12 protein-coding genes are annotated in these 14,937 nt (G+C 70.5%); 7 read left to right on the top strand and 5 right to left on the bottom strand.

The window, feature by feature from the left end; genetic code table 11:
- The first annotated feature begins 1 nt into the window (after position 1).
- Both AB0F61_RS14140 and AB0F61_RS14135 read left to right on the top strand, forming a co-directional pair.
- Complete coding sequence (locus tag AB0F61_RS14140) at positions 2 to 547, top strand: DoxX family protein (RefSeq protein WP_357808640.1); 546 nt, start codon at positions 2 to 4, stop codon at positions 545 to 547.
- 215 nt (positions 548 to 762) lie between these two features.
- A complete protein-coding gene (locus AB0F61_RS14135; RefSeq protein WP_357808637.1) occupies positions 763 to 2,208 on the top strand; it encodes a glycosyltransferase 87 family protein in 1,446 nt (481 codons plus the stop codon).
- Between the two features lie 4 nt (positions 2,209 to 2,212).
- On the opposite strand, the gene AB0F61_RS14130 is transcribed toward AB0F61_RS14135, so the two are convergent.
- From AB0F61_RS14130 to moaC, 4 genes are all read right to left on the bottom strand, one after another.
- Positions 2,213 to 2,641: a molybdenum cofactor biosynthesis protein MoaE gene (locus AB0F61_RS14130; RefSeq protein WP_357808634.1), complete on the bottom strand. Its 429-nt coding sequence runs from the start codon at positions 2,639 to 2,641 to the stop codon at positions 2,213 to 2,215.
- On the bottom strand, positions 2,638 to 3,894 hold the full coding sequence (locus AB0F61_RS14125; RefSeq protein ID WP_357808631.1) for a molybdopterin molybdotransferase MoeA: 1,257 nt from the start codon (positions 3,892 to 3,894) through the stop codon (positions 2,638 to 2,640). The genes AB0F61_RS14130 and AB0F61_RS14125 overlap by 4 nt, the downstream gene beginning before the upstream one ends.
- Positions 3,895 to 3,969: 75 nt before the next feature.
- Positions 3,970 to 4,440, bottom strand: coding sequence for a MogA/MoaB family molybdenum cofactor biosynthesis protein (locus AB0F61_RS14120; protein ID WP_357808629.1), 471 nt, complete (start codon positions 4,438 to 4,440; stop codon positions 3,970 to 3,972).
- Entirely contained in the window at positions 4,437 to 4,928 is a 492-nt protein-coding gene (gene moaC / locus AB0F61_RS14115; RefSeq protein WP_357808627.1) for a cyclic pyranopterin monophosphate synthase MoaC, read from the bottom strand. The genes AB0F61_RS14120 and moaC overlap by 4 nt, the downstream gene beginning before the upstream one ends.
- A 1,130-nt stretch (positions 4,929 to 6,058) precedes the next feature.
- Between moaC and AB0F61_RS14110 the strand changes: the two genes are divergently transcribed.
- The 5 genes from AB0F61_RS14110 (at position 6,059) to AB0F61_RS14090 (ending at position 11,842) form a co-directional block, all read left to right on the top strand.
- Positions 6,059 to 8,581 (top strand): bifunctional diguanylate cyclase/phosphodiesterase, encoded by a 2,523-nt coding sequence (locus tag AB0F61_RS14110; protein ID WP_357808624.1) that lies wholly within the window; start codon positions 6,059 to 6,061, stop codon positions 8,579 to 8,581.
- 67 nt (positions 8,582 to 8,648) lie between these two features.
- Positions 8,649 to 9,977, top strand: a complete 1,329-nt coding sequence (locus tag AB0F61_RS14105) for a glycosyltransferase family 87 protein (protein WP_357808622.1) — start codon at positions 8,649 to 8,651, stop codon at positions 9,975 to 9,977.
- 41 nt (positions 9,978 to 10,018) lie between these two features.
- Complete coding sequence (locus AB0F61_RS14100) at positions 10,019 to 10,651, top strand: phosphoribosyltransferase (protein ID WP_357808619.1); 633 nt, start codon at positions 10,019 to 10,021, stop codon at positions 10,649 to 10,651.
- 22 nt (positions 10,652 to 10,673) lie between these two features.
- Positions 10,674 to 11,060 (top strand): zf-TFIIB domain-containing protein, encoded by a 387-nt coding sequence (locus tag AB0F61_RS14095; protein ID WP_357808617.1) that lies wholly within the window; start codon positions 10,674 to 10,676, stop codon positions 11,058 to 11,060.
- Between the two features lie 104 nt (positions 11,061 to 11,164).
- Complete coding sequence (locus tag AB0F61_RS14090) at positions 11,165 to 11,842, top strand: maleylpyruvate isomerase N-terminal domain-containing protein (protein ID WP_357808614.1); 678 nt, start codon at positions 11,165 to 11,167, stop codon at positions 11,840 to 11,842.
- Between the two features lie 22 nt (positions 11,843 to 11,864).
- Here AB0F61_RS14090 and dnaB read toward each other — a convergent pair whose 3' ends face one another.
- On the bottom strand, positions 11,865 to 14,702 hold the full coding sequence (dnaB, locus tag AB0F61_RS14085) for a replicative DNA helicase (protein ID WP_357808968.1): 2,838 nt from the start codon (positions 14,700 to 14,702) through the stop codon (positions 11,865 to 11,867).
- Between the last annotated feature and the right edge of the window lie 235 nt (positions 14,703 to 14,937).

Raw genomic sequence — 14,937 nt, 5'->3', positions numbered from 1 at the left:
CATGACGCCCGTACGCTCCCTCGCCCGCGCCATGTTGAGCGGCATCTTCGTGGTCAGCGGGTATCGCAACTTCCGCAACCCGGCTCGGCTGGCGCAGGCCGCCGCACCGGTCACCGACAGGGTCGCGCCGCTGTTGAAGAAGGCGCACCCGAACTTCCCCACCGAGACCGAGACGTTGATCCGACTCAACGCGGCGGTGCAGGTAAGCGCCGGGTTGATGCTGGCTACCGGTCGCCTCAGTCGACCCGCCGCGCTGGTCCTCGCCGGCACGCTGGTGCCGGTGACCATCGCCGGGCATCCCTTCTGGAACAACGACGACCCGATCGCCAAGAACAACAATCAGATTCACGCCCTGAAGAACCTCGGTCTCCTCGGCGGTCTGCTGCTGGCCGCGGCCGACACCGGTGGCAAGCCGGGTCTGCGCTGGCGGACCGGTCATCGCATCGGCCACTCTCGACGTTCCGTGCAGCGCGCCGTCCGTACCGCCCGCCGAGAAGCCCGGATCGCCGTCCGATCCGCGTCCACGGCACGTCGACTGCCCGGCTGAACTGCGTCGATGCCTCTCCGCGCCACCCCCACCCCCCGCTAAGGCCGCGAATTACCTGAACCACCCGGTAGGCGTTAACGCGGTGGAAATGTCAAAAACATGTGTGGGATCGGACACGGTCGCATAACGCGGGAGGCACTGACGTGAGGCGCCGTTCTAGGCTCCGTGCAGGACCTGGACGGGTAGGACGACCTTGGTATGGGGGTGGCCACGCCATGCCGACGGCTGTCGGTAGTCGGGCGGACCGCCTCGCCCCAATCCAACGCGTGACGCGTCGGATCGATCGCAAGAACGTCGTACGGGGCGCCATCGTGGCCGCCGTCGCCTACGCCGCATGGCTCGCCATCGGCGCTTTCGGGCGGCCGTACAACTTCTTCGACATGAAGATCTACCACGGTGCCGTGGTGTGGTGGGCGAGCGGTCATGAGCTCTACGAGTTCATCGCGCCCGGGACCACCCTCGGTTTCACCTACCCGCCGTTCGCCGGGCTGGTCATGCTGCCGATGGCGCAGCTTCCGATCGACGCCGCCGGCCTGGTCAACGCCGCCGCCAGCATCGCCGCGCTGGCGCTGGTGCTGGCCGGGCTGCTCCGCCCCATCGTGGACCGGCTGGGGTGGCCACTGTGGTTCACCGTGGCCGTGGCGGTGCCGCTCGCGGTCGCCATCGAGCCGGGTCGGGAGACGCTCGGCTACGGCCAGGTCAACATCCTGCTGTTCGCGTTGATCATGGCTGACCTGATCGGTCTTCGCTGGCGCTCCCGCCGGGGCACCCACTACGCCGCGACGGACGGCCCGCTGCTGCGCTTCCTCTACGGCGGAGCGTGGGCCGGCGCCGGCATCGGCCTGGCCACCGCGGTCAAGCTCACCCCGGCACTCTTCATCGCCTACCTGCTGATCACCCGCCAGTGGCGGGTGGCGGCCACCGCGATCGGCACCGCGATCGGCGTGACGGTGGCGACCTTCGGGATCGTCGGTGACGAGTCGCGGACGTACTTCGGCAGCGTGCTCTGGCAGACCGAGCGGGTCGGCGCGGCGGACATGACGCCGAACCAGTCACTCGCCGGTCTGCTCGCCCGCCTGTACGACTCGATCGAGACCCCCGGGCTGCTCTGGCTCGCCTTCTCGGTGCTGATCCTGGCGCTGGGCCTGTCCCGGGCGGCCAGCTCCCGCGCCGACGGGGACGAGTTGACCGCGTTCACGCTTGTCGGCCTCACCGCGAACGTGATCAGCCCGATCTCCTGGACGCACCACCTGGTCTGGGTGATCCCGGCGATCATCGTGCTGGCCGACGCGGCCGTACGCCGCCGGGAGGCGAGCCGGACGTTGCCACCGCGCGCCGGCCAGGGGACCGTGTTCGGCGGGTTGCCCGGGGTCAACGGGCTCCGGCCGCCGATCTGGTATCCGACGCTGACCGGGCTCCGGCACGGTGGCGCCGCGATCGGGCTCTACCTGCTCTTCCTGGTCTCCCCGATCTGGCCGTACGAGCACCAGCTACCGGAGATGTCGCACTATCAGGACGGTCTCTTCGGAGCCCTGATGGAAAACTCGCTCGCGCTCGCCCTCATCGTGCTGGTCGCCGCACTGCCCTGGCGTCCGGGTGCCGAGCCGGCGTTCTACGGCGACCGGCTCGCGCGGACCGTCGCGGTCAACGGCCGCCGCTGAGCGGTCAGGGGCAGTTGACCCATTCCTCGGTGCCATCGGTGAAGACCTGCCGCTTCCAGATCGGCAGGCGCGCCTTGGCCTCGTCGACGAGCCGGGCGCAGGCCGCGAAGGCCGCCGCCCGGTGCGCGGTGCTCACCGCGGCGACGAGCGCCACGTCACCGATCGCCAGCGGGCCGACCCGGTGTGAGACCGCCACCGCGTAGACGTCGGGCTCCGCGGCGATCTCGGCGGCCACCTCGCGCAGCACCTGCGCGGCACTCGGGTGCCCCTCGTATTCCAGGCTGGTGACCTGCCGGCCGTGGTCGTGGTCGCGGACCACGCCCTGGAAGGAGACCACGGCGCCGGCCCGGCGGTCGGCGACCGCCGCCTCGTGCCTGGCGAGGTCGAGCGGCTGGTCGGTGATCTCACCGAAGGTGATCGTCGGCGCGGTCATGACGAACGCTCCCCGGGAAGCAGTGGCAACGGCACGATCGGCACCCGGTCACCCGGCTCACCCCTGGTGCCGGGCCGGATGACGGCGAACCCGTCCGCGCCGGCCAGGCCGCGCAGCATCGCCGAGCCGACGTGGCGCACCGGGGACGCGGTCCCGGCGGCCCGGTCCAGTCGGACCAGGGCCAGGTGGGTGTGGTCACCGCGACCGGGCACCGCCTCCGCAAGCGTGGCGTGCGGCAACACCGGCATCGAGCGGCCCTGCAGGCCGGCGAGCAGCGGCGCGACAAGTGACACCAGCGCGACGATGGCGGACTGCGGGTTGCCCGGCAGCCCTGCCACGAACCGGACCCGCCCGTCGTGGCCGGCCACCCGGGCCAGCAGCATCGGGAAACCCGGGCGAACCGCCACCGTGTTGACCACGTAGTCGGCGCCGAGCGCTGCCAGAGCCGGGTGCAGGTGGTCGACCGGGCCGTTCATCGTGCCACCGGTGGTGCAGACCAGATCGGCGGTGGCCAACGCCGAACGCAGGGCCGCCACGTGCGCGGGCAGGGTGTCGGCCACCGGGCCGATCACGTCCGACGGGCGGACCTGGCAGCCGTAGCGCCGCAACCACGCCGGCACGGCGGGACCCAGCGCGTCGCGGACCCGACCGGCCGCAGGCGGGCCGGCGGTCAGCAACTCGTCGCCGAAGACCAGCAGCGCGGCGCGCGGCGCCCGCCGGACCCGCAGCGTGTCGTGCCCGCAGGAGGCGGCCAGGCCGATCACCGCCGGATCGACAGGCGTGCCGACCGGCAACAGCTCCTCATCGGCGTACGCCTCCTCGCCGGGCTCGCGCCACTCCGGCGCCTCCCGGGGAACGCCGCTGACCAGGTCGTCGACAACCGTGGACTCCTCCACGCGCAGCACGGCGGTGGCACCCTCGGGCACCATGGCCCCGGTCGCGATCTCGACGGTCGTGCCGTCCTCGGTGAGGGGCGCGGGGGTGCTGCCGGCCAACGCCCGGCCGACGACGCGCCACGGGCTACCGCCGCGCACCGCCCAACCATCCACGCTGGAGGTGGGGAAGGCGGGCAGGTCGGTGCGGGTGGTCAACGGCTCGGCCAGGGTCGACCCGTCGGTGTCGGCGAGTGGTCGGGCGAGGGCGGGCAGCGCGGCGGCCAGACCGACCGCGTAGACCCGCGACCGCGCCTCCTCCCAGCCGGCTGGCGGAGGTGCGGCGACCCGATCCGCGGTGGGTGCGGTTTCCGTGCTCACCGGCCGAGCCTATCGGCACGGACCGACACCCGCCCGAGCCTGGCGTGGACTCCGTCGGCGGTCTCCGCCGCGGACTCAGTGGTCGCCGCCGCGCAACTGGTCGACGGTGTGCCCGAGGATCGGCCCGAGCACCGCCAACCCGTCCCGGGCGCCACCGGTCGAGCCGGGCAGGTTGACCACGAGCATCCGGCCGGCGACCCCGGCCAGACCGCGGGACAGCACCGAGGTCGGCACCCGGTCGCGGCTGTGCGCACGGATCGCCTCGGCGATGCCGGGGATCTCGTAATCCAGCAGGCCCCGGGTGACGTCCGGGGTGCGATCGGTCGGGGTCACCCCGGTGCCACCGCTGGTCAGCACCACGTCGACGCCGTCGGCGCGGGCGGCCCGCAGGGCGACGCCGACCGGCTCGCCATCGGGCACCACCACCGGCTCGTCGACCTGGCACCCCAACTCGCGCAGGCCGGCCACGAGCAGCGGACCGCTGGTGTCGGCGTAGACGCCGGCCGCGGCTCGGTTGGACGCGACGATCACTCGGGCCCGGATCACGGCCGGTCCTCCGGCCGGACCCACTCGCCGGTCTTGCCGCCCTCCTTGCGCAGCACCCGGACCGCCTCCACCGACGCCGCCGGGTCGACCGCCTTGACCATGTCGATCAGAGCGAGACCGGCGACGGCGACCGCGGTGAGGGCCTCCATCTCCACGCCCGTACGGTCCGCCGTGCGGGCGGTGGCCGTGATCTCCACGGTGTCGACTGTCAACCGCAGGTCGACGGTGACGCCGTGCAGGGCGATCGGGTGGCAGAGCGGAATCAGGTCGGGGGTGCGCTTGGCGCCCATGATCCCGGCCAGTCGACCAACCGCCAACGCGTCGCCCTTGGGCAGCCCGTCGCGGTGCAGCAGGTCGACGACCTCGGGTGTGGTCCGCAAACGGCCGGCCGCGACGGCCAGTCGGCCCGTCACCGCCTTGTCGGAGACGTCGACCATGCGGGCGGCGCCAGCGCGGTCGACGTGGCTGAGCTGCGCGGGTTCGGTCACGGCCGTGAGCCTATCGGTGCGGTACGACGCCGCTGGCGAAGGAGCAGCGTGCATCGGCGGCCGGAACCGGTCGAGAGGCGCAACCCCCGTTCGCCGTTCGGGCCGGGAAGGTGCCGGTCCGGCGATAAGAAATCTCGGAACGGAACACGTCGATAAGCCCGGACTCAGGTGAGCCGGCACCCGCTTTGCCGCTTCACGATGAGACAGCGATCGATCCCGAAAGTCTCGAACATGAGACGTGGATTGGCGCTGTGGGTACGCACATTCGCGATCGCGGAGCGCGGGAGCATCGGGCCACGAGTCGTCTACCAGGTCCTTCGGCGTCACCAGTGGACCAGGATGGACAGCGAGCATTGGAAAGACAGCCTGTTGTTTGGGCGTACCAGGGTGCAGTTTGCCAGCAGGCACTTGCACCGCGTGACCGCCCGGAGGTCGCATATCCGGCCCGCCCTCCAGCGCTGCCGGGTATTCAGACGATCACGCCGGGAACCCACGGACACGTGGTGTGACGAGCCGGTCAGCGGGGCGCGAGTGGCCGCCGACGGCACGATCCACGCTGGCCGGCGGCCTGGCCGGTCCGGGCGCACTATGCGTACCGCAGGTTGCCGCGTTCTTATCCGACCGCGAGCTGCGGGATGCGTACGCTCTTCCGGGCGGTCGACCATTGATTGCGCCTGCCGGCATTCCAGACCGACAGCTCGCCCAACCGGTTCTTACCTCTGGCCGAACTCCAGATGATGTGCCGGGTCGACAGCCGCCAGACTTGAGAGGATACGCAGACATAACCCGTCGGATTCAACCCGCGGCAGCGAGGGAAGAGGCGCGGAGAGAGGCGGCACACCTCAACGGTGCGCTCAGGAGTGCGGACAGAAAGTCACAAACTACCTCCCAGTTGGCTAATGTTGCGCATAGAGACATATGACGACCTCTAACGGGCTATATCTCTATTACGCTATCCCCGTCAGCAAGTCGGTGCATTAATGGCTTATCCACGAGTGGCCACTAATGCCTGAGCCTCGGGGAGGTAGTCATGCGCGGCAACGAGTGGATGTGACAACACGCGGGCCTGCCGCTGGCCCCTTGCCGTGCGCTACGGTGCCAGGAGCGGACCCGGCACCCTCGGGAGCGGCATGCCTTCCCAAGCGCAGAAAGACCAAGACAACCATCGGCGACTGACTCTGCTCATCGGTGTCATCGTCGTCGCGGCTTCGGTGGTCTGTGCGCTGTCGCTGATGGCGGCGCTCGCCCATCCCCCCACAACCGTGACCGAGGCCGCCACAGTCGTCGCACTCATCTCCATGATCGCCGTTGCCACGATGGTCAAGGCAAGGGTGAGAATCCGATCGACCACACACTCGATCACCTGGAATGAGACAGCGATCGTCGTCGGAGTGGCGGTCGCCCCAGCGCCCTGGGTCGTGCTCTGCACGGCGGTAGGGGTGGCGGTGGCCTTCGCGGTCCTGCGTCTGCCGGCGATCAAGATGGCGTTCAGTGCCGGAAAGAACGCCCTCGTAGCCGCCGGCGCCGGGCTGACCCTCGTCACGCTCGACTGGGCACCGTCGAAGCTCATCGACTTCGCCGACCTGGTCGGCCCGATAGCCCTCGCCTACCTGGCTGCCACAGTGCTCGACGAGATCATCGCGATCCCGGTCATCGCGATAGCCTCCGGCAGCAGCGTTCGTCAGCAGTTCCGCATGAACTGGGACCTACGGGGCGTCGGTGTGGCGCTGCGGTTCCTCGTCACCATCTGTACCCTGCTCCTCCTGCAAGCCGACCCACGACTGCTGGTGGCCGTTCCGCCACTCGTGCTCAGCCTGCACCTGGCCTACTCCACGAGGATCCGCTCCAGGACCGAACAACAGGCGTGGCAGCGCCTCGCTCGCACCACCGACGCGCTGAACGTCGTCGACCTCGACGCCGTCCTCACCACCGCCGTCACCCAGGCCGCCGAGCTGTTCTCCGCCGACGAGGTCGAGATCGAGCTGCGCGACGGCGGCCGCGCCGTGCGCGGCGGCACCGGCGGCATCACCTTCGACGGCCCCATCGGCAAACCCACAGACGTGGACGGCACAATCGTCCCCACCCCGCTCGAAGGGCACGACCGCACCGTCGACGTCGGCGTGCTACGACTGCGCTTCCGCGGCCCGGTGCAGCTCTCCGAACGGGAGCAGTACACCCTGCGCACCTTCGCCTCCGCGCTCTGCACGGCCGTACGCAATGCCCAGGCGTACGCCGAACTGGCCCGGGTCGCCAACGAACACGCGTACGCCGCCGCCCACGACGCGCTGACCGGGCTGGCCAACCGCCGGCACCTCCTCGACGAGGGCACCGAGCAGTTGAGCGCCCGACACGCGGACGGGGTGACCGCACTGGTGCTTATCGACCTCAACCACTTCAAGGAGGTCAACGACACCCTCGGTCACGCCGCCGGCGACCAGGTGCTGGTGCAGGTCGCCGACCGGTTACGGCGCGCCGCGCAGGCGAGCGACCTGGTGGCCCGCCTCGGCGGCGACGAGTTCGCCGTGCTCCTCCGCGGGCTGCCCGCCCCGGCGGTGGCCGCACACCGGGCCGAGACGCTGCTCGCCACCCTGCACGAGCCGTTCGAGCTGGACGGCATGCGGATCAGCGTCGAAGCCAGCGGCGGCATCTCCGTCGCCCCGTCCAGCGGTGGCATGGCCGAGCTGTTGCGCCGCGCCGACGTGGCCATGTACCAGGCGAAGCGGGCCGGGCAGAAGATCTCCACCTACGCCGCCACCCGCGACACCGCCGACCTGGGCCGTCTCACCCTCGGCGGCGACCTGCCCCGGGCCGTCGCCGACCACGAGTTCATCGTCAACTTCCAACCGATCGTCGACCTGGGCACCGGCGAGGTCACCAGCGCGGAAGCGTTGGCCCGCTGGCGTCACCCCACCCACGGCATGATCGACCCGCTGCGCTTCCTGGAGGCGGTGGAGCGGTCCGGCCTGCTGCCGGCCTTCGCCGAAGCGATCCTCGACCAGGCACTGATCGCGGCCGGCACCTGGCGCGACGCCGGCTTCGACGTACCGGTCGCGGTAAACGTGTCCCCACGCAGCCTGCTCGACGCGCGGTTCCCCGGCTCCGTGCTGGCCCGCCTGCGCGCCCACGACCTCCCCGCCGACCGGCTGGTCCTGGAGTTGACCGAGACGCTCACGCTCAGCCAACTCGACGTTGTCGACCGGGTGCTCAGCCGGCTGCGCGACGAGGGTGTCCGGTTGGCGTTGGACGACTTCGGCACCGGCTACTCCTCGCTCTCCCTCCTCTCCCGCATCCCCGTGCACGAGTTGAAGATCGACCGAAGCTTCGTGACGACCATGGAAAGCTCAGCGGAGGCCGCCGCTGTCATCCGCTCCACCCTCGACCTGGGTCGCAGTCTCGACCTGGCGGTGGTGGCCGAGGGCGTGGAGAGCGAGCCGCAACGACGGGCCCTCTGGGAGTTGGGCTGCGTCGCCGGCCAGGGCCACCTGTTCTCGCGGCCGGTGCCCGCCGGCACCCTGCTCGCGGCGATGCAGCGCGGCTCCGGCGGACGCCCCGGCGCCCTCGTCGCACCACTGCACGACGCCGGCGCGGTGATCCGGTTGAGCCAGAACCGCCGCCAGACCGGCCGCGCCCGCCTCCCGCACCTGCCCGCTTGACCGGGCACCTGCCGACCGCGCCACACGGTCCGGTGCAGGTGCCGCCCGGTCTGCCAGACTGGCGCGCGTGATCGCCGACGCCCCGACCGCCCGCCGCCGCTGGCACTGGCGGACGCTCGACACCGCCGCCGGCGGACTCGCCGTCGACCTCAGCCTCTACGCCGTCTCGACCATCTTCGCCGCGATCACCGCTGTCACGTCGACCCTGCTGCCGCACCGGGCCTGGGGCGCGATCGCCGCCGTCGGCTACCTGGTGGCGACGCTGGCGGTGCTCACCCAACTCCTGCTGCGCCGGCACCACCCGACCGCACGACTGGTCGGTCTGGGAGCCCGCTGGACGATCACCGGTCTCACCTGGGCGGGCACCGCACTGCTCCCCCTGCTCTGGCAGAGCATCGAACGGGCCAACGGACGCACCGACCGGGCACAGGAAGAGGTGCTTGTCGTGGAGCACGCCGGCACCCGCCTCCTGGAGCACGGCACCCCGTACCTCGGACCCGACACGATCGCTGCCCTGCCCCCCGGCGAGCAACTGCTCGGCTACACGCCATACCAACCCGGCATGGCGATGTTCGGCCTGCCCAGGGCCCTGGCCGACAACTGGTGGACCGACTCCCGGGTCTGGTTCGCGGTCGGCACCGCGCTGGCGCTCACCCTGGCCGTGACCGCCCTACGCACCACCGCGCTCCCCGCCCCGGCGGCCCACCGGCGGGACTCGGCGCTGCTGCGCGGCGTGCAGGCCGCCACCGTACTGCCCATCTGCGCCCTCACCCTCGCCACCGGCGGCGACGACCTCCCCGTACTCGCGCTCTGCCTGCTGGCCCTCGCCCTCGCCGCCGCCGACCGGCCGGGCCGGGCCGGCCTCGCGGTCGGGCTGGCCGGCGCGCTGAAGCTCTTCGCCTGGCCGGTGGCGCTGGTCCTGATCGTCTGGGGCCTGACCCGACGCGCCGGCACCCGGGTCGCCGCCGGCGCGATCGGCCTGCCCGTCGCCGCCCTGATCCCCGCGATACTCGTCGACCGCGACGCGCTCACCGAGAACGTGCTGCGCTTCCCCCTCGGCCACGGCCTGGTCACCAGCCCCGCGCAGTCCCCCTTCCCCGGCCACCTGATCGCCACCGCGCTCCCCGCCGGCCGGCTCGTCGCCGCCGCGCTGCTTGTCGCCGCCGGCGTGGCCATCGCCGTCCGGCTCGCCCGCCGCCCGCCCCGCACAGCCGTCGCCACGGCGCTGATCTGCGGGTACGGGCTACTCGCCGCCATCGCCCTGATGCCGTCGACCCGCTTCGGCTACCTGCTCTACCCGATGGCCCTGCTCACCTGGGCACCCGCCCTGCACCGCCCGGTCGACACGCCGAGCACCCCGCTTCCCGACCTGTCCGCTCGGACCACATCGGCGTAACTGCTGGGCGGAACGGCCCGCCAGGGCGTAGACCTGAAGGCATGACGACGTACCGCGACCGGGCCGACGCCGGCCGGGTGCTCTCCGAGCGGCTCACCGCGCTCGTCGGCGACCCGGACGTGGTCGTCCTCGGCCTCGTCCGTGGCGGCGTACCGGTCGCCCGGGTCGTCGCCGAACGACTCGGCGCACCACTTGACGTGCTGGTCGTCCGCAAGCTCGGCATGCCGTGGGCCCGGGAGGTCGCCTTCGGCGCGCTCGGGCCGGGCGGTGTCCAGGTGCTCAACGACGTGATGGCCAGCCGACTCAGCAGCGACGACATCGCCGAGGCCAGCCAACGGGAGCAGGCCGAACTAGTCCGGCGGGAACGGCTCTACCGCGGTGGCCGCGCACAGTTGGACCTCACCGGGCGGACCGCGCTGATCATCGACGACGGCCTGGCCACCGGTGCGACGGCCCGCGCCGCCGTGGAGGTCGTCCGCCAACTCGGGGCACACCGGGTCGTGGTCGCCGTCCCGGTCGGCGCACAGGAGGCGTACGAACTGCTCGCCGCGGAGGCGGACCAGGTCATCTGCGCCCAACGCCCACCTGACTTCGGCGCGGTGAGCGTCTACTACGACGACTTCCACGAGGTGTCCGACGAAGAGGTCACCGAAGCGCTCACAGCAACCGCTTAGGTCGACCAGGTACCGTCGGGCGATGAGTAGTCTCACCTGCCCCAAGTGTCACGGGGAAATGCGCCAGTACGAGCGCAGCGGCGTCGTGATCGACCAGTGCGGGGAGTGCCGCGGCATCTTCCTGGACCGCGGCGAGTTGGAGAAGCTGTTCGAGGCGGAGGCCAACTGGAGCCGCCAACAGACCGGTGGCGCGCCGCCGCAACCCACTCATCAGCCGGCCGGCTATCCGCCTCCGCCGCCTCCGCCACACCAGCCCGGTTACGGTGCCGTCCCGCCGCCGCCCCCGCCCGGCTACCCGCCGGCGCCGGCGTACGGCCACCAGCAGCAGCAGCAGCAGCAGCACCACGGCTACCACGGGCACTACCGGCAGAAGAAGCGCAAGGGCTTCCTCGACGAGATGTTCGGCTGAGCCGAGACTGACAACCGGCCCGGGTCGATCGTGCGTCGACCCGGGCACACCGCCCATCCGGCAGTCGGTTGGCGGGCACGGTGGTCCGTGCGAGGCTGCATCGCATGACCGCGATCCGACCGGACGAGGCACTGGCCCAGGCGTACGACGGGATCACCGCGGTGGTCGGCGACCTCGACGACGCCGACCTGCAACGAGCCACCCGCTGCCGGGGCTGGCTTGTCGCGGACCTGCTTCTCCACGTGCTCGGCGACGCCCAGCGTGCGCTTGTCGCACTGGCCAGCCCCGTCGACGGGCCGGCCGACGTCGACGACGTCAGCTACTGGCGCGACTTTCCGGCCGGCGACGACGCGAGCACCCGGCACGCCTGGTGGGTCCGCCGATCGGCCACCGCGTTCGACAGTCCGACCGGGATCGTTCGGCTCTGGCGGGACACCGCCCCGGCTGCGGTCCGCGCCGCCGCGTCAGCCAACCCCGAGGGGTACGTGACCACGCAGGGGCACGTGCTGCGCGTACCGGATTTCCTCGCCACCCTGACCACCGAGGCTGTCGTCCACCACCTGGACCTGGCCGTGGACCTGCCCGACGCGCCGCCGCCCGGCCCGCTGGCGGTACGCGTCGCGGTGGCGACCATGGACGGCCTGCTCAGCGACGACACAGTGCGCCCCACCGCCTGGGACGACCACGACTTCCTGCTGAAGGCCACCGGGCGCGTTCCGCTCACCGATCGGGACCGGTTGGAGCTGGGCGAGTCGGCGGGTTGGTTTCCGCTTCTCGGATAATCGATGGCGGGTGCCGCGCCGCTCAGCCGATGGCCATGTCGACGAAGCGGGACAGGTGCAACTGGGCCGCGACTGTCACCGTGTCGGTGGGGCCATTCCGATGCTTGGCAACAATAAAATCCGCCTCGCCCGCCCGCGGCGACTCCTTGTCGTAGTAGTCGTCGCGATGCAGAAGGATGACAACGTCGGCATCCTGCTCAATTGATCCTGATTCACGCAGATCGGACAACTGGGGTCGCTTGTCGGTGCGTTGCTCGGGGCCACGGTTCAGCTGGCTGACCGCGATCACCGGGCATTCGACCTCCTTGGCCAGCAGCTTCAGGCCACGGGACAGGTCGGCGACCTCCTGCTGACGGCTCTCGGTGCGCTTGGGTGAGGTCATCAGCTGGAGATAGTCGACGACGATCATCTTGAGGTCGTGCCGCTGCTTCAACCGCCGGGCCTTGGCCCGGATCTCCATCAGGTTCATGCTTGGCGTGTCGTCGACGAAGAGGGGGGCCTCGCTGATCTCACCCATGCACCGGGCCAGCTTGGTCCAGTCGTCGTCGGAGAGTTGCCCACTGCGCAGCACGTGCAGCGGCACCCGCGCTTCGGCCGAGAGCAGTCGCATGACGATCTCGACCTTGCTCATTTCCAGCGAGAAGATCGCGGCAGCCTGGTTGGCGCGAATAGCAGCATTTCGGGCAAAGTCCATGCTGGCCGTGCTGTTGTGGGTAGGGATCATCGCCCGGCTGGCCAGGTACAGGTGGTCGTCGTTGTCAACGGTCACGCACCGCACCGGAACGCTGGGGACCGGCCGGACGTCGACGATGAACCGCGAGGTCGTTCGTACGTCGGAAGTCGTGCGACGGCGCTCGGCGTGCGCATCCTGCTTCCGTGTCAGACGGAAGATGACATCCGGTGTGGAGAAGTTCAACGTGTACGCGATGGACGACTCAGGGGTTCGGCCACGTACCCGCTTCGCGTTGACCGTACAGCGGTAGCCGAGGCTGACGATGAGCTCGCGGACGTCGTCAGCCAGCCGCTTGGAGGTCGACGTGTATTGCAGGTTACCGGTGGGGGCCACAGTCCCATCGGTGTCCATCAGCCCCGCGAGCAACGCTCTGCGCTGAGCCTCGGAGGCCCGCAGGTAGGAAACCGGGATGTGTTTGTTGGCAGCTACACCGATCTGACGCAACAACCCGAGGAAGGAGCCGTTCCGGTGACGGCAGCCGGCACACCTCCTGGTCGCTGGGTTCTCCCGCAATGCCCTGGTGGAAACGCCACAGTCCACGCAGACGCCGTTCCCCGCAGCAGCGGACGTGGGCTGCAGCAGGATGGTGTAAACCATCGGCCCGCTGGGCCGCACGACGAAGCCGTCCGCCTCGACGTGGGTGATCATCTCCGGATCAGCAGTGGTGAAGCGGCTGGCATCGCTATGCCCGTCACCGAGCCACATTCCCAACGTGTAGGGCGGGATCAGCAGCTCCCGGTCCGGAAGTTGAATGGGCGCGCAGTTCTGTACGGCATGGTTGAGCCGCCGCTGGGCGGTATCGGTACGCAGCGTGGCCGCGATTTCAGCAGTGGTGACGACACCATCGTGGTCGGCCCGGCTGCCGGCGTTGATCTCCCGCTCGGCGCGTTCGAGAAGCGCGGTCAGCAGCGGACCGGCCGGGTAGCCGGGCGCCGTCCAGTTCCGCGTCCTGCCGTTGCTGACGATGGGGCGGCTGATCCGGCCGATTGACCCGACCTCACGGGCCACCGTGTGCAGGACATGCCGGAACTCCGGCCCTACCTGCTCGATCGTGTCGAAGAGGGTGATTGGTTGGTTTCGCATGGTGCCGAGCGTCTTGTGGGCCGCACGTACGTTGGCCAGCGACGAATCGGGCCAGTGCCGCTTCTGCCGCGCAGGGCTCTGCCGCCGGCTCGCCCGGGTGGTTGTCTTCCACAGATGATCCGCGTCCGCCACGATCACGGTGCCGTCGGAGAACTCAACTTCGTAGCAGGGGCGGCCGTGCATCACGTCGAAGGCGTGTGTGACCGTGGTGGGGCTGCCGTCGGCCGCCAGAAGCTGATCGCCCGCCTTGACCTCGCCCATGGTGGTCCAGCCGTCCGGCGTCGGCAATGGGGTGTCGAGCGCGAGCGCCTTTCCCAAACCGGGCCTGCCCGCAACGATGATCAACTGCCCGGCGTGCAGGCCGTTGAGCAGCCGGTCCAGGTCGCTGAAGCCGGTCGGCACGCCGGTCATCATGCCGCCGGTCGCGCCCACCGCCTCGATCTCGTCGAGCGTCGGCTGCAACATGTCGGCCAGGATCGCGAAGTCCTCGCTGACCCGCCGTTCGGTGACGTCGTAGACGGCCTGCTGGGCGAGGTCCACGACGTCGTCGACATCGCGGCTGCCACCGCTGGCGGTGCCGTAGCCCAGTTGCACGATCTTGGTGCCGGCCTCGACCAACCGGCGCAGCACCGCGCGTTCGCTGACGATGCGCGCGTAGTAGGCCGCGTTCGCTGCGGTCGGCACGCTGGCGATGAGGGTGTGCAGGTAGGGCGCGCCGCCGATGCGTACCAGGTCGCCGGAATCGGCGAGCGCCGCCGCGACCGTGATCGAGTCGGCTGGCTCACCCCGGCCGTAGATGTCGAGGATGATGTCGAAGATGGTGGCGTGCACCGGCCGGTAGAAGTCGTTGGTCTTGAGGATCTCGACGACGTCGGCGATGGCGTCCTTGGAGAGCAGCATGCCGCCGAGGACGCACTGCTCGGCGGCGACGTCCTGGGGTGGGGTCTTGTCGAAATGGCCGTCTCGTGGCGCGGGTGGCTGGCCGCCACCGGACCGTGACTCCGCCCGCATGTCGTCGGTGACCGACACGGGTCCCCCCTCCACTGCGCCGGATCTGATTCCAGCTCTACCGCTGGGGTACGACACTCCACCTTCGACCAGGCCGGTCGATCGGGGGCCATCGTGCCGGCGGTCGAGGGCCAACCATACGGACCCCGAGGTCAGAGACTCAACAAGGCCGGTGGACGAGCCTCGGGACAACCTGTGGATGCCGGTGGACATGATGTGCGCAGGGTGTGCACAGCCTGTGGATAACCATTGGGGAATTCTTGGGCTTAGG

The organism is Micromonospora sp. NPDC023888, assembly GCF_040639415.1.
Taxonomy (GTDB): Bacteria; Actinomycetota; Actinomycetes; order Mycobacteriales; family Micromonosporaceae; genus Micromonospora.
The sequence above is the reverse complement of the archived record's forward strand: the minus strand, read 5'-3'. Positions and strand labels throughout refer to the sequence as shown.